At 60.9% G+C, this 18,342-nt stretch carries 18 protein-coding genes; 6 read left to right on the forward strand and 12 right to left on the reverse strand.

Annotated features, from left to right (window positions below):
- Positions 1-5 precede the first annotated feature (5 nt).
- Positions 6-455 (reverse strand): YcgN family cysteine cluster protein, encoded by a 450-nt coding sequence (locus AB4N82_RS02570; protein ID WP_003172524.1) that lies wholly within the window; start codon positions 453-455, stop codon positions 6-8.
- Between the two features lie 153 nt (positions 456-608).
- Between AB4N82_RS02570 and AB4N82_RS02575 the strand changes: the two genes are divergently transcribed.
- On the forward strand, positions 609-1,193 hold the full coding sequence (locus tag AB4N82_RS02575) for a nitroreductase family protein (RefSeq protein ID WP_032888724.1): 585 nt from the start codon (positions 609-611) through the stop codon (positions 1,191-1,193).
- Between the two features lie 46 nt (positions 1,194-1,239).
- Here AB4N82_RS02575 and AB4N82_RS02580 read toward each other — a convergent pair whose 3' ends face one another.
- The 6 genes from AB4N82_RS02580 to AB4N82_RS02605 all read right to left on the reverse strand — a co-directional run bounded on the left by AB4N82_RS02580 (position 1,240) and on the right by AB4N82_RS02605 (position 8,574).
- Entirely contained in the window at positions 1,240-3,774 is a 2,535-nt protein-coding gene (locus AB4N82_RS02580) for an OspG family effector kinase (protein ID WP_460104327.1), read from the reverse strand.
- Positions 3,775-3,915: 141 nt separating this feature from the next.
- Positions 3,916-4,848: a D-2-hydroxyacid dehydrogenase gene (locus AB4N82_RS02585; RefSeq protein ID WP_032888721.1), complete on the reverse strand. Its 933-nt coding sequence runs from the start codon at positions 4,846-4,848 to the stop codon at positions 3,916-3,918.
- 107 nt (positions 4,849-4,955) lie between these two features.
- Entirely contained in the window at positions 4,956-5,249 is a 294-nt protein-coding gene (locus AB4N82_RS02590; protein WP_032888718.1) for a YcgL domain-containing protein, read from the reverse strand.
- Positions 5,246-6,379, reverse strand: coding sequence for a ribonuclease D (gene rnd, locus AB4N82_RS02595; protein WP_099601387.1), 1,134 nt, complete (start codon positions 6,377-6,379; stop codon positions 5,246-5,248). Before rnd ends, AB4N82_RS02590 begins: the two co-directional genes overlap by 4 nt.
- A 122-nt stretch (positions 6,380-6,501) precedes the next feature.
- A complete protein-coding gene (locus AB4N82_RS02600) occupies positions 6,502-7,101 on the reverse strand; it encodes a class I SAM-dependent methyltransferase (protein WP_032888714.1) in 600 nt (199 codons plus the stop codon).
- Positions 7,102-7,203: 102 nt separating this feature from the next.
- Complete coding sequence (locus tag AB4N82_RS02605) at positions 7,204-8,574, reverse strand: glutamine synthetase family protein (protein ID WP_095184092.1); 1,371 nt, start codon at positions 8,572-8,574, stop codon at positions 7,204-7,206.
- Between the two features lie 366 nt (positions 8,575-8,940).
- On the opposite strand from AB4N82_RS02605, the gene AB4N82_RS02610 reads away from it, so the two are divergent.
- Together AB4N82_RS02610 and AB4N82_RS02615 are read left to right on the forward strand one after the other, a co-directional pair.
- A complete protein-coding gene (locus AB4N82_RS02610; RefSeq protein WP_122764917.1) occupies positions 8,941-9,714 on the forward strand; it encodes a transporter substrate-binding domain-containing protein in 774 nt (257 codons plus the stop codon).
- A gap of 49 nt (positions 9,715-9,763) precedes the next feature.
- Positions 9,764-10,603, forward strand: coding sequence for a cache domain-containing protein (locus tag AB4N82_RS02615; RefSeq protein WP_122764916.1), 840 nt, complete (start codon positions 9,764-9,766; stop codon positions 10,601-10,603).
- Between the two features lie 78 nt (positions 10,604-10,681).
- Here AB4N82_RS02615 and AB4N82_RS02620 read toward each other — a convergent pair whose 3' ends face one another.
- Together AB4N82_RS02620 and pobA are read right to left on the reverse strand one after the other, a co-directional pair.
- Entirely contained in the window at positions 10,682-12,199 is a 1,518-nt protein-coding gene (locus AB4N82_RS02620; protein WP_460104333.1) for an MDR family MFS transporter, read from the reverse strand.
- Between the two features lie 66 nt (positions 12,200-12,265).
- A complete protein-coding gene (gene pobA / locus AB4N82_RS02625; RefSeq protein ID WP_178075188.1) occupies positions 12,266-13,450 on the reverse strand; it encodes a 4-hydroxybenzoate 3-monooxygenase in 1,185 nt (394 codons plus the stop codon).
- Between the two features lie 189 nt (positions 13,451-13,639).
- Here pobA and AB4N82_RS02630 point away from each other — a divergent pair, with 189 nt between their 5' ends.
- The gene (locus tag AB4N82_RS02630) at positions 13,640-14,518 is read left to right on the forward strand and encodes a helix-turn-helix domain-containing protein (protein WP_032888697.1); all 879 of its coding nucleotides are present in this window, start codon (positions 13,640-13,642) and stop codon (positions 14,516-14,518) included.
- On the opposite strand, the gene AB4N82_RS02635 is transcribed toward AB4N82_RS02630, so the two are convergent.
- Positions 14,511-14,687 carry a hypothetical protein gene (locus tag AB4N82_RS02635; RefSeq protein WP_163033154.1) on the reverse strand — a complete coding sequence of 59 codons (177 nt, stop codon included), beginning with the start codon at positions 14,685-14,687 and terminating at the stop codon, positions 14,511-14,513. The genes AB4N82_RS02630 and AB4N82_RS02635 overlap by 8 nt on opposite strands.
- Positions 14,688-14,787: 100 nt before the next feature.
- Positions 14,788-15,693, reverse strand: a complete 906-nt coding sequence (locus tag AB4N82_RS02640; RefSeq protein WP_099601383.1) for a LysR family transcriptional regulator — start codon at positions 15,691-15,693, stop codon at positions 14,788-14,790.
- Positions 15,694-15,800: 107 nt separating this feature from the next.
- On the opposite strand from AB4N82_RS02640, the gene AB4N82_RS02645 reads away from it, so the two are divergent.
- Positions 15,801-16,667 (forward strand): MBL fold metallo-hydrolase, encoded by an 867-nt coding sequence (locus AB4N82_RS02645; protein WP_122764914.1) that lies wholly within the window; start codon positions 15,801-15,803, stop codon positions 16,665-16,667.
- A gap of 34 nt (positions 16,668-16,701) precedes the next feature.
- Positions 16,702-17,316 carry an NAD(P)-dependent oxidoreductase gene (locus AB4N82_RS02650; protein ID WP_122680203.1) on the forward strand — a complete coding sequence of 205 codons (615 nt, stop codon included), beginning with the start codon at positions 16,702-16,704 and terminating at the stop codon, positions 17,314-17,316.
- 40 nt (positions 17,317-17,356) lie between these two features.
- On the opposite strand, the gene AB4N82_RS02655 is transcribed toward AB4N82_RS02650, so the two are convergent.
- Positions 17,357-18,235, reverse strand: coding sequence for a LysR substrate-binding domain-containing protein (locus AB4N82_RS02655; protein ID WP_122764913.1), 879 nt, complete (start codon positions 18,233-18,235; stop codon positions 17,357-17,359).
- Between the last annotated feature and the right edge of the window lie 107 nt (positions 18,236-18,342).

The following is an 18,342-nucleotide window of genomic DNA, read 5'->3' on the forward strand; positions in this document are numbered from 1 at the left end:
CTTTTTCAGCCTGCGCGGAAGATCAGGTAATCCTCCCAGTCGTCTTCAGGCACGCTGCCTTCGCTGAGCATGCGTCCAGACTGGGAAATGCGTTCGTGGTGCACGGCGTCGCGGTCGCCACAGACCAGGTGGTGCCACAGCGGTAAATCCTTGCGCTCGCTGACCAGGCGGTAGCCGCAGGTGGGCGGCAGCCATTTGAACTGATCGGCCTGGCCTGGGGTTAGCTGGATGCAGTCGGGCACCGAGGCGCGGCGGTTGGGGTAGTCGGTGCACTGGCAGGTTTTCAGGTCCAGCAGTTTGCAGGCGATACGGGTGTAATAGACGCTGTTGTCGTCTTCATCCTCAAGCTTTTGCAGGCAGCACAGGCCACAGCCGTCGCACAATGACTCCCACTCCTCCTGGTCGAGGTGTTCAAGGGTTTTGCGTATCCAGAAAGGTTCGACTTTGGCGGCCATGGCTCTGCATCAGTATCGGTAGGTGAAAAGGCCGCCAGTCTAGTGCCCAAGCCCCTTGGAACCAAGCGCTTACGACTGGCGGTGTTACAACACTTGTCAGTCTAGCGGGCGCGCAGTAGCTTTGAGCGCCGAATTGACGATCAGGACCTGCTCATGACACGTGTTGCCGACTATCCGATCCACACCCAGTTCACCGACCGCTGGTCGCCCCGCGCCTTCACCGGCGAGAGCATCTCGAAAGAGACGCTGCTGAGTTTCTTCGAAGCTGCACGCTGGGCGCCGTCGGCCTACAACTCGCAGCCGTGGCGGTTTCTCTACGCGCGCCGCGACACGCCGGACTGGGAACGTTTCCTGGGCCTGCTCAATGAATTCAACCGCGGCTGGGCGCAGCATGCCTCGGCCCTGGTGATCATCGCCTCGAAAACCGACTTTGTCGCTCCCGGTGCCACCGAAGAAACCCCGGCGCTGTGGCACACCTTCGACACTGGCTCTGCTTGGGGCCACCTGGCACTGCAAGCCAGCCTCAGTGGCTGGCACACCCACGGCATGGCCGGTTTCGATCAGGAGCTGACACGCAAGGAGTTGAAGATTCCGGAAGGTTACGCGCTGCACGCAGCCGTGGCCGTTGGCAAGCTGGGAGACAAGTCGACCCTGCCGGAGTACCTGCAAGGGCGTGAAGTGCCGAGCCCGCGCAAGCCGCTGAGCGAGCTGGTGTCCGAGGGTGATTTCGGCCTCTGACAGCCAGTACCCTGCCGCCTGAACGCGGCAGGGTGTCTCTTGAGGACTACCGGGCGATCAGTTCGCTGAACGCCGAGCGCAGCTGCGTGATTTGCCGGTCATACACGTTCTTGACCGCCGGTACCATGAACTCGGCGGGCATACCGTTCATGTCGATGGGATAGAGCTTGTTGTCTGTTTTTGAGTACATGAAGTTACTCAACTGCGGGTCGTTATGAAAAATATCCCTGGCCTCCATTTGCGCTACCGCGTCGTCGAGTAACGAACGTGCTTCGGCGGGCAGGCTGCCTTTTTCGACATGGGCAAGATCAACCCCGTCAATTTTGCCCATCTTTATGTATTTGCGGCCGTCCTCGATCAATACCTCGGCAAAGCCCTCTCCGTAGTACTTGTTCAAATTGACCACTTCCATGTCGACGTAGCCCTCTACCGAGGTCAAGCGGGTCGGCCCCAAATCTTTATAAACACTCTTACCGTCGAGGCTTGTATACACCACGCCTTCGCCCCCACGGCCGATTTCGGGGCCGAGATCGGCTTTGACCGCAACCGGCTGGCCGCCCCGCGCACCCAGTCGCCGCCATTGGTCATCCTGCACACGTTCGAGTAACAACGGAGTTTGCCGGTTGTTGTGGTACACCCGCGCCTGCACGCTGCCGTCCGCGCCGCGGGACACCTGCCGGACCTCATAAACGCCAGCCTGGCCGGACGCGTCGAGATGGCGCACATACGAGCGATGGCCGTCGGCAGCAACGTACACGCCCTGATTATTGCGCGAGAGCCCGGCGAGGCTCGACTCCGGTGCCCTGTAATAACGAAACAGCCCGTTGCTCAGCTCACCGGCAGAAGCACTGCCCCTGGTCACCCACCTGCCGCCGCTCACCAGCAGATCGCCGACGCCGCTCAAGGGGTTGAAGGCCTCCACCGCCGTTGCGCCAACAAACCTCACCGCCTTGGCCGCCTGGCGCGCAGTGGTCAAGGCGCCGCCCAGCACCTTACCCGCCTGCACGGCTTTGCCGGCGCCCAACGTAACCAGGCCAACCGCATCCAGGCCCAGGTCGAACACGCCCTGCCCAATGTTGCCGTTTTGGAAGTTGACGATAGCCGAGCGCAACGGGATCAAGTTCAGGAAGAATTCGCCAATGGCTTCATTGCGGGCGCTGTCCCGATCAAAGGACGTCAGGCCCCGGGCCTCGTTCATCAGATCGTCGTTGTTCAGGTCGAGGGATTTGACGAACACATCAGCAATGGCATGGCTGCGCCGCGAGTTGAGACTGTCAGAGGCTTGGGTGCCCTGGGGTTGCGCCGGGAAATCGCTGCCTGGCTCAAACTGAACGGTTCTAGAAAGAATATTCGCCTCGCGCGACTCCATATTCGCAGCGGTGTAAGGCGGAGTACGTCGGCGCAATAGAAAGTTTTCTTTCTCAACGGTGCCGTTTCGCGTGTCGAGGGTATAGAGATTGACCTCGCCGTTTCGAGTCGCCTTCACCTCCAGCGTATGGCCGCGCACGTGCAGCGCCGGCGGAGTAAACAGGTCTTTGGCGATTGTGTACTGGTTGGTGTGGAAGAATTCGAGCTTGCCGAACTCCAGGTTATTGCGGTCCTCCAGGGGCAACGTGGCGATCATCTGCCGCACACGACTCTGTTGCCCGGTTTGATGGGCGCTGATCGCCTGGTCGTAGGCCTTCGTGAATGCGCTGGCGACCTCCAGCTTGCCTTGTTGGTAAAGGCTGCAAAAACGGTCAATGGGCAGGCGTTTGTTATTACTCACCCAATGCTCATCGGTCGCCAATGGGCCGCCGTGCATGACGATATCCAGCATAGAGCGTGAGCCGGGATGGATGCCTGGGCGCCCTTTAGTGAGCCTGGCCTTTTGAAAATGCCTGACTTCGAAGAGGCTCGGGTCGACGTCAGGAAACGCCCGCTCAAGCAGGGCCAGCGCCATGGCTTTGCGGCTGGGGATTGGCGTTTGCAGGAGGGCGCTGGTGCTTTTCAGCGCGCTGAGCTGTTCGTTGTAGGCCGCCCTCAGGCGCTCCATTGCACTGGCCGATGGCATCTCATCGGTGCGGGTCAGCACACCGTTGGCCACGCCCCACTCCGTCAGGGCCTGCCCATCGATGCGCTGGCGAGTGGCAGCGTCAAGGGTGAGCGATTCGGCGTTCAGCAAAATTTCGGCATACCCCATACCGCGCGTGCGGCCTGGCGCGTGGGCTTCGATCCTGCCCACAGCCATCGCCAACTGAGCCCAGAGCACACTGGCGCAGGTCACGCTGGCGGGAATGTCCTTGACCAAATATTCAGGTGCGGAATTGATCAGTAAGCGATACGCGGCCTGGTGGGCTGCTTGAACGCTGGCACCGCCTTTTTCGAGTAAATGGCTGGCCAATCGTTGGATGACGACCGAAGGCGGTTGCCCCCAATGGTCGCTACGCGTCAGGTCAAAGCCGGACAAGTCTTCAAGCGGTGCAGGGACATCGACCGGACGCGACGGGTCAGGCTCGCGGTCGGGGGTGCGGGTTACGTCATTGTGGTGGGCGGGCGCCATCGGGCGCGGCTGAACAGCGGGGGAAATAAGGGGCGTCATGGAAATACCTGTCCTTAGCCAAAGGAGTCCGTTAAAGGCGCGACCTTGCGCCCTTTGCGGCCCTTGGGTGGAACGCGCCGTCAATGCGGTTCCATCCTGACTGTCAGGTTTTATGTAGGCCTAGCGAGCGGCGCGGTGGCGTCAGTACCCGCGCTCGAAATCCACTTCTCCGCGTAATGCCTGCTTGGCCTTATACGCGCGGATATTTTCCAAGAACAACTCCACCATCATCGGCGGCGACGTGGGTGCGGAACTGTGCCCGGTCAACAGCAACCCCCAGGCGGTCCAGAATGGATGACGCTGCGGCAGTGGCTCCTGGCGACATACGTCGATCACTGCGCCGGCCAGGTGCCCTTCCTTCAGGGCTTCGACCAGATCAGCATCCACCACCGCCACACCACGGCCGACATTGATAAACAAGCCCGTCGGTTTGAATTGCTTGAACAGCGCGGCGTCGTACAGGTCATGGGTGTTCGGCGTGTTGGGCAGCAGGTTGATCACGTAGTCCACCTCACCGACCAGACGCCCGATCTGATCAAGCCCGGCCACTTCGATAAACGGGGCCTGTTCACGCTCAGTACTGGCAATGCCATAGAGCTTGACGCCAAACGGCACCAGAAACTCAGCCACACTCTGGCCAATATCGCCGGTGCCCACAATCAACACCTTACGCCCCGCCAGGCTCTGGCCGGTGCGGCTGTCCCACTTGCGCTCGACCTGGCTGACCAAGCGCGCCAGTACTTCGCGTTCGTGGCCGAGCATATACGTGAGGACAAACTCGGCCATGACCTGGCCAAAAATACCGACGGCGCGGGTCAAGCGATAGTCGCGGGGCAAGCCTTCGGCTAGCAGGGGCGTGATACCGGCCCAAGTCGATTGCAGCCATTGTGGTTGGTGGCCCTGGCGCAACAGAGTGGCCAGCAGGTCCGGTTGGCCAAGCCAGACCGGGCAATCGGCGGCCAGACGAGACAGTTCGGCCGAGTCGCCACTGGTGAGCACCTCAAGGTCCGGCGCCACGTCATTGAGCAGTTGGGCGTAGAGCGGGTGATCCTGTTCAGCAATCAGAACACGCATGGTTCAAACCTTTCAAAAACAGTGCAGACGGCCGCCCGCTTCCTTACGGCCACCGCCCACTAATACGATTCCATTGAAACCTGTGCCCTGAAGCGGGCACTGACCGATTACATCGGGTCGTTACGACGCAGCAGCTCTTCGGGCAAGTGCTCGATGTACTCGTCCTCGGCCGGCGGCATTTGCAGGTGGTAGCCCTGCTTATCGAGGTTTTCCAGGACCACGACGATGTCTTCGCGCGACAGCTTGCGCTCTGGTGTCAGCACCATGTCGAAGGCGTGGTGCGGCTTGCCGAAAGCGACCATCAATGGCTCCGGCACGCGCTCAAGTGCATCGCTCTTGAGCACGTAGAGGTACATGCCGTCTTTTTTCAAGCTGCGGTAGATGGAGCAAATACGTTTCAAGGCTGTTCTCCGGCAGTGGCCAGGCTGTCGAGCAGCGCCTGGCCCATCAACTCGCGGCGCCAGCCACGCAGCGAGTCTGGCAATTTATAAGGCCCATCGGGGTAGCCACTTTTAACCAGGGCTTCGAGGGTTTTCTTGCGCAGCATCAGTTCCGGCGCCATTTCCAGGCGTTCGGCGAATGTCTGGCCCAGGGCGCGCAGTTGCTTGATCAGCGTGGCGGCATCCACCGGCAGCGGTTCAGCCACAGCCGGCGGCCATTGGTCCGCGGGCACGCTGCCGGCACGTTTGATCAGGTCCAGCAGGAACTGGCCATCCTGACGCACGGTGCGCGGGTGCATGTCTTCGATCTTGCCCAGAGCGGCGAGGTTATCCGGCTGGGATTTGGCCAGGGGCCACAACGAGTGTTCACGAACGATGCGGTTGCGCGGCAGGTCACGGGCGCGGGCTTGCTGCTCGCGCCAGGCGCACAGTTCACGCAGTACGGCGAGTTGGGCGCGGGACAGTTTCCACGCCAGCTTGGCGTCGCGGTACACCTCGTACGGGTCGACTTCCCGGCGCAGGTTGGCCACCAGTTCGGCGCCATCTTCCAGCACCCAGGCATATTTATCGTCTGATAGCTGCGGCCGCAGGCGAATGTAGACCTCGGCCAGGTGTACCGCGTCTTCGGCGGCGTAGCTGATCTGGGTCTCGGACAACGGCCGCTGCAGCCAGTCCGAGCGGGTCTCGCCCTTGGGCAGCTCGATGTCGAGTACGGCTTGTACCAGGCGCGAGTAGCCCATGGAGAAACCGAGATTCAGGTAAGCGGCGGCCAATTGGGTGTCGAACAACGGCACTGGCAGGCTGCCAGTCAGGCGCAGCAACACTTCCAAGTCTTCGCTGCAGGCGTGCACTACCTTGATCACTGCAGGGTTTTCCAGCAGTTCGGCGAGGGGTTTCCAGTTGTCGATGGTCAGGGGATCGATCAGGTAAGCGCGTACGCCATCACCAATCTGGATCAGCCCGGCAATGGGATAAAAGGTGTCGACCCGCATGAATTCGGTGTCGAGGGCGACGAATGGCAACTGCTGCCATTCGGCGCAATGCTGGCCGAGGCTATCGTTGTCGCAGATCCAGTGAATATCGATGGCCACACGGCTCTCCCTTGAAGAATGGCGCGCAGTATATATCGCGAAAGAGGCTAGCGAGCATCCGCAGTGCACTGGCAACCATGAAAACTCAGACAGGGGATGAAGAATAGCCCTACAGGCCAGAGTTATCCTTTCTTACGAAGCACATAGACGCGCCACAGGCTGGAGCCGGGCATGAATTCCTGCTGGTTAAGGACCTTGAAACCAGCCTGACGAAACTCGTCGTCTACCGCCGTTCGCGAATTGACCGAGACAATCACCGTATCGCGGCTGACGCGGTGAAACTCCCGCAGCAACGCCAGACGTCCTTCGCTGCTGGGCACATGGCGAAATAACTCCAGGCAAAAGATGCAGTCCACCGCATTCGCCGACAAACCGATGGAAAACGCCGAACCCTGAAAGGTTTTGATCCGCTTTAGCAGCGTCGCCGGATGGTGGGTGCGCGCATGGTCGAGCATGTCCTGGGAGTTGTCCGAGGCAAGGATCACCCGGTTGATATGCTCGGCCAATACCGGCCAGAACCGTCCCGAGCCGCAGGCCAGGTCGAGGATCAGCCCCGGTTCGCCGGCAACCTTGAGTGCGTGGCGAACCAACCACTCGTCGCGCCATGACGCAAGGCGCCGCAGCATTCCGGGTGGGCGCGTGTCCGCACAGACCTTGGCATGTTCAAGGCCACAGCGCTCTGCGTATTCGATCTCGATGGAGGATGGTGGTTGTGGCGACATCACGGGCTCATTGGATTTAAACAGTGGTGAACGACCTTGATTCGCAGCTTAACCACCGCAACGTGAAAAAAAAGGTCGAAGCCTCCACGCCCTTCAATCCATTCAGGCTTGATGCAGATACCAACGCCAATCCTGTTCGCCCACCTCGCCCATGAACTGCCGATACTCAGCGCGCTTCACCGCCAGGTACACCCCCAGGAACTCACTGCCAAACGTCTCGCGCGCCCAGCTTGAAGCTTCCAGCGCGCGCAGGGTGGTGAGCCAGTCGGTGGGCAGAAATTCCGTGGCCTGGGCGTAGCCGTTGCCTTCCACTGGTGCGCCCGGGTCGCGCTGTTCGCGGATCCCGCGATGAATACCCGCCAAGATCGCGGCAGCGGCAAGGTATGGGTTGGCGTCAGCGCCGCAGATGCGGTGTTCGATATGCCGGGAATTTGCCGGGCCACCGGGCACGCGCAGGCTGACGGTGCGGTTGTCCACGCCCCACGTGGCGGCCAGGGGCGCATAGCTGTTGGTTTGGAAGCGGCGATAGGAGTTGGCGTTGGGGCAAAACATCAGCAGCGAATCAAGCAAGGTGCTGAGCATGCCACCCACGGCCTGGCGCAGCAGCGGCGTGCCGTCGGCAGCCTCGCTGGCGAACAGGTTATTGCCTTGGGCATCCGCCAGGCTGACGTGCATGTGCATGCCGGTGCCCGCCAGGTCGTCGAAGGGCTTGGCCATGAAGCAGGCAGCCATCCCGTGTTTGTGTGCCACGCCCTTGACCAGACGCTTGTAGCGCACCGCTTCATCCATGGCTTGCAGGGCGTCGGCGCGGTGTTCCAGAGTGATTTCCACTTGGCCGGGAGCGTATTCGGAGATCGCCGTGCGCGCCGGGATGCCTTGGAGCTTGCAGGCGCTATACAGGTCGGCGAGGAAGGGTTCGATCTGCTCCAGTTCGCGCAGGCCGTAGACCTGGGTCGAGCGTGGGCGACCACCGTCCACATCCCGCGCCGGTTGCGGGCGGCCGTGGCTGTCGGGTTTCTGGTCCAGCAAGTAGAACTCCAGTTCGGCGGCCATCACCGGGTAATAGCCATCGGCTTTAAGCCCGTCGATGACCTTCGCCAGCACATGCCGAGGGTCGGCCACGGTGGCGGGCAAACCTTCGGTGGGGTGCATGCTGACTTGCACCGCTGCGGTCGGGATCAACCGCCACGGCATAGGTTGCAGGCTGCCACTGACCGGATAGGCGCGGCAGTCGATGTCTCCCACCTCCCACACCAGACCGGAGTTCTCCACGTCGTCGCCATTGATGGTCAGGCCGAGGATGGTACTGGGCAGGGGCCGGCCGCTTTCATACACCGCCAGCAGTTCATCGCGGTGCAGCAACTTGCCGCGGGGTACACCATTGTTGTCGAGGATAAACAGCTCGAACATCTCGATGTCCGGGTGTTGCTCAAGGAAGGACTGGGCTTCTTGCAGGCGCGCGAAATCGCTCATTGGGTTTCTCATACGTGTTCGTCAGGCAGGCGCACAGGCGCTGCCGGGCAGATGCGCAGGGGGCCGCGTCATCCATGGGGTAGATCAACGTAGGAGAAAGGCATCCGGCGGGCGCGCATGCCGACAGTGGAACAGCGCCCAGAACGCCAGTATGGACGGCAGTGTCGCGAGGTGGGTGGCGGCGGAACCGTCCATGGGAGAATCACGGTGATGAAGATGCCCGCAGCCTCACACGCCTGGATACGCTATTAAATTCAGGGATGACGGAGTTTGGTTACACCCAGGCTAAACATTCGCCACGCCTTGCCACCCTGCCCCGCGCTGGAAATAATGACCGCCCCGACCATGCCCCAAGGACTCGACCGCATGAAAGCTCCCTTCGCCCTGTGTGTACTTGCGAGCCTGGCCACCAGCGCCCTGGCCGACACTGCCCCGTCACGCCTCGACGACGTGCTCCAGCGCGGCACCCTCAGCGTGTGCACGACCGGCGACTACACGCCCTACACCAAGCTGCGCGCAGATGGCACTTATGAAGGCATCGATATTGCCATGGCCGAGTCCCTGGCCAAGAGCCTCAATGCGACAATCACCTGGGTGCCCACCACCTGGAAAACCCTGATGCCGGACTTCCTCGCCCAACGCTGCGATATCGCCGTGGGCGGTATCTCGGTGTCGCTGGAGCGTCAGAAAAAAGCCTTTTTCAGCCAGTCCCTCGGCGTTGACGGCAAGATCCCGCTGGTGCGCTGCGCCGATGTAAAGCGCTACCAGACCGTCGAGCAGATCAACCAGCCACAGGTGCGCGTGATCGAACCGGCGGGCGGTACCAATGAAGTGTTTGCCCGCGCCCATTTGGGCCAGGCGCAGATCCGCCTGCACGACAACGTGACCATCTTCGACGAACTGCTCGCCGGCAAGGCGGACGTAATGATCACCGACGCCAGCGAAGCCCGTTACCAGCAGAAGCAGAAACCTGGGCTGTGCGCGGTCAACCCTGAGCGGCAAATGCAGTACAGCGAAAAGGCCTTTTTGCTGCCCCGCGATGATGTGGCCTGGAAAAGCTATGTCGACCAGTGGTTGCACCTGAGTGTCGCGACCGGTGTGTACCAGGGCATTGTCGACCAATGGTTGGCAGCGCCGTGAGCTAAGGCCGACTACGCTCTTGTCACACCAATAAGAACGAGGACGGAACATGAAGGGATTGCTCCGCATCACCTGGCTGCTGCTGTTGTGTTTCAGCCAGGTGCACGCCGAAACGACTCAGGATGAGGACGCCCAGGCGGCCAAGGCCCTGCTGGAAAAAGCCCTGGCTTACTACAAGACCAATGGCGACAAAGCCCTCGCCGTGTTCAGCCGCCAGGGGGAATTTATCGACCAGGACCGTTATGTGTTCGTGATCGATACCAAGGGCGTGCTACTGGCCAGTGGCGGCCCCTCCTCCGCGTTGATCGGCCGGGACGTTAACGAGGTATTGGGGCCGGACCTGAGCAAGTCATTCAAGGATGCCCTCAAGGTGCCTGAAGACCAGGGTATCCAGCAGGCCGATTACCGTTGGCAGAACTGGAACGACGGCAAGGTAGAGCGCAAACATGTGTTTTATCAGCGGGTGGGTGATCGCATCCTGGCCGTGGGCTACTACCTTCCACGGGCCACGCCGGAACAGGCGCGAGCCTTGCGCAACAAAGCGGTCAACGCGCTGCTCAAGGATGAACCCGGTACGCTCAAGGCCATCAACTCATTGCAGGGCGGCTTCCTACAGGATGACCTCTACGTGTTTGTGGTGGACCTGAACACCCAACGTTACGTGGCGCACGGCACCAACCTGCGGCTGGTAAACACTGACTTCAGCAAGATCAAGGACCCGGACGGCAAGCCGGTGGGCGAGCCGATCCTCAAGTTGATGGCGGAGCAGGACCAGGGGGAATACAAGTACCGCTGGAAAAACCCGGTGACCGACAAGATTGAGAACAAGCATGCCTATGTGCGCAAGGCCGGGCATTTCATGGTTGCGGTGGGTTACTACAGCCCGTGATCTGGACTGGAATGCAGTCAAATGTGGGAGGGGCGGTTCGACTTGCCCCCTTCCACACTTTGATCGCTATCGTGTCAGTTACTTAACTTTATCTTCCCGACCACGCAGCACCCGGTTAGGCATCGCAATCGCCGCCGCCAACCCCAGCAACGAGACCGCCGCACTCACCATCAACAAATGTCGGAACGTCACCGCCAGCTCCCCGCGCAGTGCATCTTGCGCCGGGCCGGGAGCGGCGTTCAGGCCATCCAACAGCACGTTGCCGGAACTGCCCTCGGCCACCAGCGAACCGCTGGCCAAGTGAGCGAAGCTCGAATCCTGCAACAACGCCAGCAGCAGCGCCGACATGCACGCCACGCCCACCGCACCACCAAGGGAACGGAACAGGTTGGTGGTGCTGGTGGCGACGCCGATGTCGCGCTGTTCCACCGAGTTTTGCGAGCCCACCAGGGAGGTGGGGAATTGCATCCCGCCGGCGATCCCGCACAACAACATGAACACGCCGGTAAGCACTACGTCCTGGGGCGCGCTGAAGGCCATGCCCAGGATCGCCAGCGGGCTTAACAGTGCGCCGCCAAGGATCATCGGTTTATAACGCCCGGTCACCGAGGTCATGCGCCCTGCGGAATACGCGCCGATGGGCAAGCCGATGGCCAGTGGCAACAAGTGCAAGGCGGCACTGTCGGCCCCGCCTCCGGTCACGGTCTGAAAGCGCAGGGGCATCAGCACCGTCAGGGAAATCGCCTGGAAGCTGGTGAAGAACACCGTGCACCAACACAGCACCGCGCTGCGGTTGGCGAACAAGTGCATCGGCAGCAACGGCTCCCGCGCACGGCGCTCGTGCCACACGAACAACGTCAATGCCACCAGCGCGCAGGCCAGCAGCCCCAGCACCCCACTGTCACGCCAATGATGACCCTGACCAATTTCGGTGATACCCAGCAACAGGGCGGTCAGGCCAACGATCATCAACACGGTGCCGAGGTAATCGATGATCGGCTTGCGCTGCGGCACAGGCAGCCCCACCAGGGTGCGATGGGCCAAGTGCCAGGCACCGGCGCCCAGCGGCAGGTTGATCAGGAATACCCAACGCCACGACAGGTACTCGGTCATGTAGCCGCCCAACACCGGACCGGCCACGCTGGCCACTGCGTACATGCTGCTGAAATAGCCTTGATAACGCCCACGTTCACGGGGCGGAATAATGTCGCCGATGATCGCTTGGCTCACCGAGATCATGCCGCCAGCGCCAATCCCCTGGAGCACCCGTGCCAGCACCAACTGCTCCATGCTTTGCGCCATGCCGCAAAACAGCGACGCCACGGTGAACAAGCCCATGCCGATCAGCATCATCGGCCGGCGCCCATACAGGTCGCCGAGCTTGCCGTAGATCGGCACCGCCACTGTCATTGCCACCATGTAGCCGGAGATCACCCAGGCCAGCAGGTTGACGTCGTGGAACCGCGCGGAGATAGCGGGCATGGACACGGCGACAATGGTCTGGTCCAGTGCGCCGAGGAAGATCGCCATCATCAACGAGGCGAGAATACTGCGCACCGCGGGAAGCGGCGGCGCGGGCTGATTGAGCTGAGTCACGACAGAACCTTCAAGCAAGGCCCGTGGGAAAAGTCGGCCCACGGCAATGCTCAATACGATAGCAGGCTATTCGATAGCCTCGTAAGGAAGCCCGACGTAATTTTCCGCGATGGTTTTGCGCCCGGCTTCGGAGTGGATGAAGTACTCCAGTTCGCTCTGGGCAATGCGCTGGCTGAAGCCGTCCGCCTCCGGGAATTGATGCAGCATCGAGGTCATCCACCAGGAAAACCGTTCGGCCTTCCACACCCGGCGCAGGCAGATGGCGGAATAGCGCTCCAACAAATCCACGCGCCCCTCGCGATACACCTTGAGCATGATCCTAAATAGCGTACTCACATCACTGGCCGCCAGGTTCAGGCCCTTGGCGCCGGTGGGCGGCACGATATGCGCAGCGTCACCCAGCAGGAACAGGCGCCCGTACTGCATCGGTTCAGCCACAAAACTGCGCAACGGCGCGATGCTCTTTTCAATCGACGGCCCGGTGACCAACTGCTCGGCCAGGCTGCTGGGCAGGCGGGTTTTCAGCTCAGCCCAAAAGCGTGCATCCGACCATTCATCCAACGGTTCTTCAGCCGGCACTTGCAGGTAATAGCGGCTGCGGGTCGGCGATCGCATGCTGCACAGGGCAAAGCCGCGGGGGTGTTTGGCGTACACCAGTTCGTCGTGCACCGGCGGGGTGTCGGCGAGAATGCCCAGCCAACCAAAGGGGTACACGCGCTCGAAGATTTTCAGTGATTCAGCGGGGATCGACTGACGCGCCACGCCGTGGAAGCCATCACAGCCGGCGATGTAGTCGCATTCCAGACGGAACGCCTCGCCCTGGTGTTCGAAGGTCAGCCAGGGTCGATCACTTTTGAGATCATGGGGCTGCACGTCACGCGCGTCGTAGAGCGTAACCGCGCCGGCAGCCGCGCGGGCGGCCATCAGGTCGCGGGTGACTTCGGTCTGGCCGTAGATCATCACCGATTGGCCGCCGGTCAGCGCCTTGAGGTCGATATGGGTGAGATGTCCGTCGAGCGCGAGCTCGAAGCCATCATGTACCAGGCCTTCGGCATCCATGCGTTGGCTAACGCCGGCTTGGCGCAGCAGGTCGACCATGCCTTGCTCCAGCACCCCGGCGCGGATGCGGCCTTGCACGTAGTCAGCGCTCTGGCGCTCTAGAATAAAGGTCTCGATGCCGGCGTTATGCAGCAGTTGGCCGAGCAACAGTCCGGAAGGACCGGCGCCGATAATGGCGACTTGGGTTTTCAGCGTTTTCATTATTTTTATGGCCCGCAAGTTCCACTCGAACGGATTGAGTGAAAGAGTTGTCATTGGTCTTGTGGCTGACATTTTTCACTTGAGTGCTTGGCATAAGAAGGTGAAAACTGCGACAAACCCTGCGCTTTTTGCCAATTTGGGCGATTACCGCACAACCGTCCTGAGTATCGGATTGAAACCATGACCAACACCGCGATTCCGGTCTTCAAGCTTTACGGGGAAAACCAGCAATGGCCGACCCCCGATTTGTTGCACTGCGAAACCATTTCCCGCCGCAGCCGGGAATACCAGTGGGAAATCCAGCCCCACCGGCACGCGGATCTGTGCCAGTTGTTGTACGTGCACAAAGGCCAGGCTCAACTGGAAATAGAAGGTCAGCGCACCACGCTCAATGAAGCCACGCTGCAGATATTGCCGCCGTTGTGCGTGCATGGGTTTCGCTTTGCCGAAGATGTCGAAGGTTATGTAGTGACACTCTCGGCGCCACTCGTGAGCCACTTGCAGGCCCAACTGGGCGCAACGGCCGGCGGTTTGCAGACCCTGGGCAGTTACCCGGCGGGCAAGGACAGTGACTACCTCAATAGCCAATTCGCCCGCCTGCAGGACGAATATGCAGAAGAGCAACCGGCCCGGGACATGATGATGCACGCCCTGGTCAGCGTGCTGCTGGTGTGGATCAGCCGTCAGGCCATCCAGCGTTGCCATCCGCGCGCGCCAAGAGGCCGCGAGTATTTCCGGCGGTTTACCCAATTGGTCGAACAGCACTACCGTGAGCACCCAAAGATTGAGGATCTGGCCCACAAGCTGGGTATCTCGGTCTCACATCTGAATGGGACATGTCGGGAACTCGGTGGCCAGCCCGCCCTGCAGATCATGCATGACCGCCAGTTGCTGGAGGCCAAGCGCCTGCTGACTTACACCAGCATGACCATCAATGAAATGTCGGAAGTGTTGGGGTTTTCCGACCCGACTAACTTTTCCCGGCTGTTTCGCCGCCGGGTCGGATTCTCACCCAAGGCGTTTCGCGAGCAACTCAAGGCCGAATCGACCACTACCTGAGCGCACTGAAACTGCCGGTGTGGGGGACACATTGGTCCTGGTTGCAGCTGATCGCAAAGGTCGGCTGCATACGGGTCTGCTCCACACGGTAGGCGGCAGTCCCGTACAGTGCGCTGGCCAAGGCGCAGAGAGTGAAAATCATCAGGTACTTTCTGGTTTTTATGCTCATGACAGAGACCTCTGGACGGATCTACATGACGCTGTTTAAAGCATAGGCCAGTCAGGGCGAGTTGCCATTATTGGACGACATTCAACAGGGTTATGTCGCCTCAGAGACCGATGTCCCACGCCGGCTCTTCAGGGAACCTCACCACCAGAAAATCCAGCAGGCTGCGCAACGCCGACGGCATGTGTTTGCGTGAGGCGTAGACCGCGTAGATGTTCATCTGCCGGGGTTCGGCGCGGGGCAGTAGGCGCACCAGTTCACCACGTCGGATGTGATCGCCGGCCTGGTAGCTGGGCAACATCGCCACCCCAGCGCCGGCCAGCGTCAGGCGTAGCAGCGTGCTCGCCTCGTTGGCGGTGATATTGCCGTGCACCGGCACCGACACGTGCTCGCCACTTTCTTCGAAATGCCACAGGCTTTTGCCGAAGTACGAGTGGGTCAGGCAGTTGTGCCGGGCCAGGTCTTCGACTTTTTGTGGGGCCGGATGCTCGCGCAGATACGCGGGGGTGGCGCAGACCACCGAGCGACAGACGGTCAGGCGCCGTGCGATCAGGTTCGGGTCCAGGTCATTGCTGGTGCGGATGGCCAGGTCGATGCGCTCGTCCACCAGATTCACCGTGCGATCAAGCATTTGCAGGTCGACCGTGACCAAAGGGTAGCGTTTGACGTACTCGGCAATCGCCTCGGCCAATTGCGCCTGGCCGAACGAGGTGCTGACACTCAGGCGCAGCAGGCCACGGGGCGCGTCATCGGGCTCACTGACGGCGGCCTGCATGTCGCCGCACAACTCCAGCAATTGGCGGCAGCGCGGCAAGGTCTCACCGCCCGCCGCCGTAAGACTAAGTTTGCGCGTGGTGCGGTGCAGCAGGCGCGCGCCGACCCAGTCTTCCAACTCGGCGAGGTAACGCGATACGACCGGCCGCGACAGGTCCAGATGGTCCGCGGCGGCGGACTGGCTGCCCAGGTCCACCACGGTGACAAACACGCGCATTGCTTGAAGACGATCCATGATTTGCCCGATTTCAGAAACAAACTATGTTCCAGCATCGCATTTTTAGTCTCGTTTAGTGCAACTAAGCTCTGTGCATCCTTTGAACCGATTGCTGGAGCTGCCCAATGCTTTCAACCCTCAAGCGCATGACCCTAGCCACCGCCGCCCTGGCCTTTGCGGCCCATGCCTCTGCGGCCGACTTGACCCTCGACGTGTACAACCCTGGCGCAGCGGCGATCTTCCCGGTGACCTCGGTGCTGGTCAGCGGCGCCAAAGACGCGATCCTGGTGGACGCGCAATTCGGCAAGGGCCAGGCCGAGCAATTGGTGCAAAAGATCCGCGCCAGCGGCAAACACCTGACCACCATTTACATCAGCCATGGCGATCCGGATTACTACTTTGGCCTCGACACCCTGACGGCCGCGTTCCCGGACGCCAAGGTGCTGGCTCCGCAACCGGTGGTCGACCACATCAACGCCACCGTGGCCGGCAAACTTGAGTTCTGGGGCCCGAAAATGGGCGCCGACAAACCGGCTAAAACCATCGTGCCACAGGTGCTGCAAGGCAATAGCCTGACCCTTGAAGGGAAACAGTTGGACGTTATCGGCCTGGACGGCCCGCAGCCGGATCGCAGCTTTGTGTGGATCCCGTCGATCAAGGCGGTGGTCGGTGGCGTCGTGGTTGCCCAAAACATCCATGTGTGGATGGCAGATACCCAGGGCGCGCAATCCCACAAAGACTGGCTGGCCACCCTGCAACGCATCGAAAACCTGAAACCGCGTACCGTGATTCCGGGTCACTACCTGGGTACGCCGTCCGTGGCGTCGGTCACCTTTACTGCCGACTACATCAAGGCCTTCGACGTAGAAACCTCCAAGGCCAAAGACTCCGCCGCCCTCATCGCGGCCATGAAAAAGCGTTACCCCACCCTGGCGGACGAAAGCTCCCTGGAGCTGAGCGCAAAAGTCGCCAAGGGCGAAATGAAGTGGTGAAAACTCTCAAACCTTAACCGTACTGGAGAACGTCATGAGCAAGATCGCAATCATTGGGGCTACGGGCCGTGCCGGCAGCCAATTGCTGGAAGAAGCGTTGCGTCGCGGGCACAGCGTGACCGCCATCGCGCGTAACACCGACAAACTGGCAGCGCGCCCGAACGTCACTATCAAACAAGTGGACGCGTTGGACGCCGATGCCCTGCAACAGGCCATCAGCGGCAACGACGTGGTGATCAGTGCCGCGCACTTCGCCACCCTGCCCGCCAGCGCCGTGATCGGGCCGGTGAAAAAGGCCGGTGTCAAACGCTTGCTGGTGGTGGGCGGTGCGGGTTCGCTGTTGCTGCCGGGTGGCGGTCGCGTGATCGACAGCGAAGGTTTCCCTGCTGAGTACAAGGCAGAGGCCAGCGCAGGAGCTGAATTCCTTGAAACCCTGCGTCAGGAACAAGAACTGGATTGGACTTTCCTGTCGCCATCGGCTCTGTTCGATGGCACCGAGCGCACCGGTAAATTCCGCCTGGGCCAGGATGATTTGCTGGTGAGCAGCGAAGGTACAAGCTCGATCAGCTTTGCCGACTATGCCATCGCGATGATTGACGAAGTGGAAACACCGAAGCACTCGCGCCAGCGTTTCACCGTCGGTTACTGACATTTGTGGGAGGGGGCTTGCTCCCTCCCACATTTGCCCTTCAGTGTTCTGGAGATTGTGCCTGGCTGACTAACCAATCCATTAGAGCTTCGAGCCCGGTCGACGGCTTCGTCCCCGGTGGATACACCAGGTAATACCCCATCCCCGTCTGTACCCGCAGTTCATACGGCATCACCAACCGCCCCGCCTTCACATCCTCGCCAATCAACGCACTGTCGCCTATCGCCACCCCGGAACCCTGGGAGGCCACCGTCATCGCCAAGTCCAGCGTTTCGAAATGATGGCCTTGGCTCAAATTGCTCAAGCGCGTGTTAGCAGCCTTCAACCATAACGCCCAGTCCCGCTCATCCCGCGTGGGATGCAGCAGCACCTGGTGCTGCAAGTCTTGCGGCGTGTGCAAGCCATCCGATAACCCCGGCGCGCAAACGGGCGTAAGTTGCTCATCGAACAAATGCCGCGCCTCGGCTGATTGTTCGGCAATGGGTGCGTAGATCACCGCTGCGTCAAACTGCTCGCGGCGAAAGTCCACGGTGTAAGCCACAGTGGTGGTGAGCTCCACCGGCACGTCCGGGCGCTCCTTTTGCCACTGCATCAAGCGCGGCAGCAACCAGCGCATCACACAGGTGGAGGCCTTGAGTTGCAGGGTCTGGCGGCGACTGCCGATCTGCTCCACCGCATCACCGAGCAAACCAAATACCTGCTGCGCACGCACTGACCACTCGCGCCCCTCTTCGGTCAGGCTCAAGCCCCGTGCCTGGCGTTGGAACAGCGCGTAACCCAAGTGGCTTTCCAACCCGGCAATCTGCCGGCTGACCGCACCCTGAGTGATGTGCAGTTGCTCGGCGGCGCGGGTGAAGTTGCAACACTGGGCCGTGACCCAGAAAGTGTGCAGCGCGGGCAGTGGAGGAAGACGTTTCATCGGGCTCAGCCATGACGTGAGGACATGGCTAGTATGACTTTTTATCGATTGTTGCCGCTACGGGCCAGCCGTTCCAATACCGCCTCGAATCAATAACAAGAGCGACT

Source organism: Pseudomonas sp. H1_D04 (assembly GCF_054683855.1).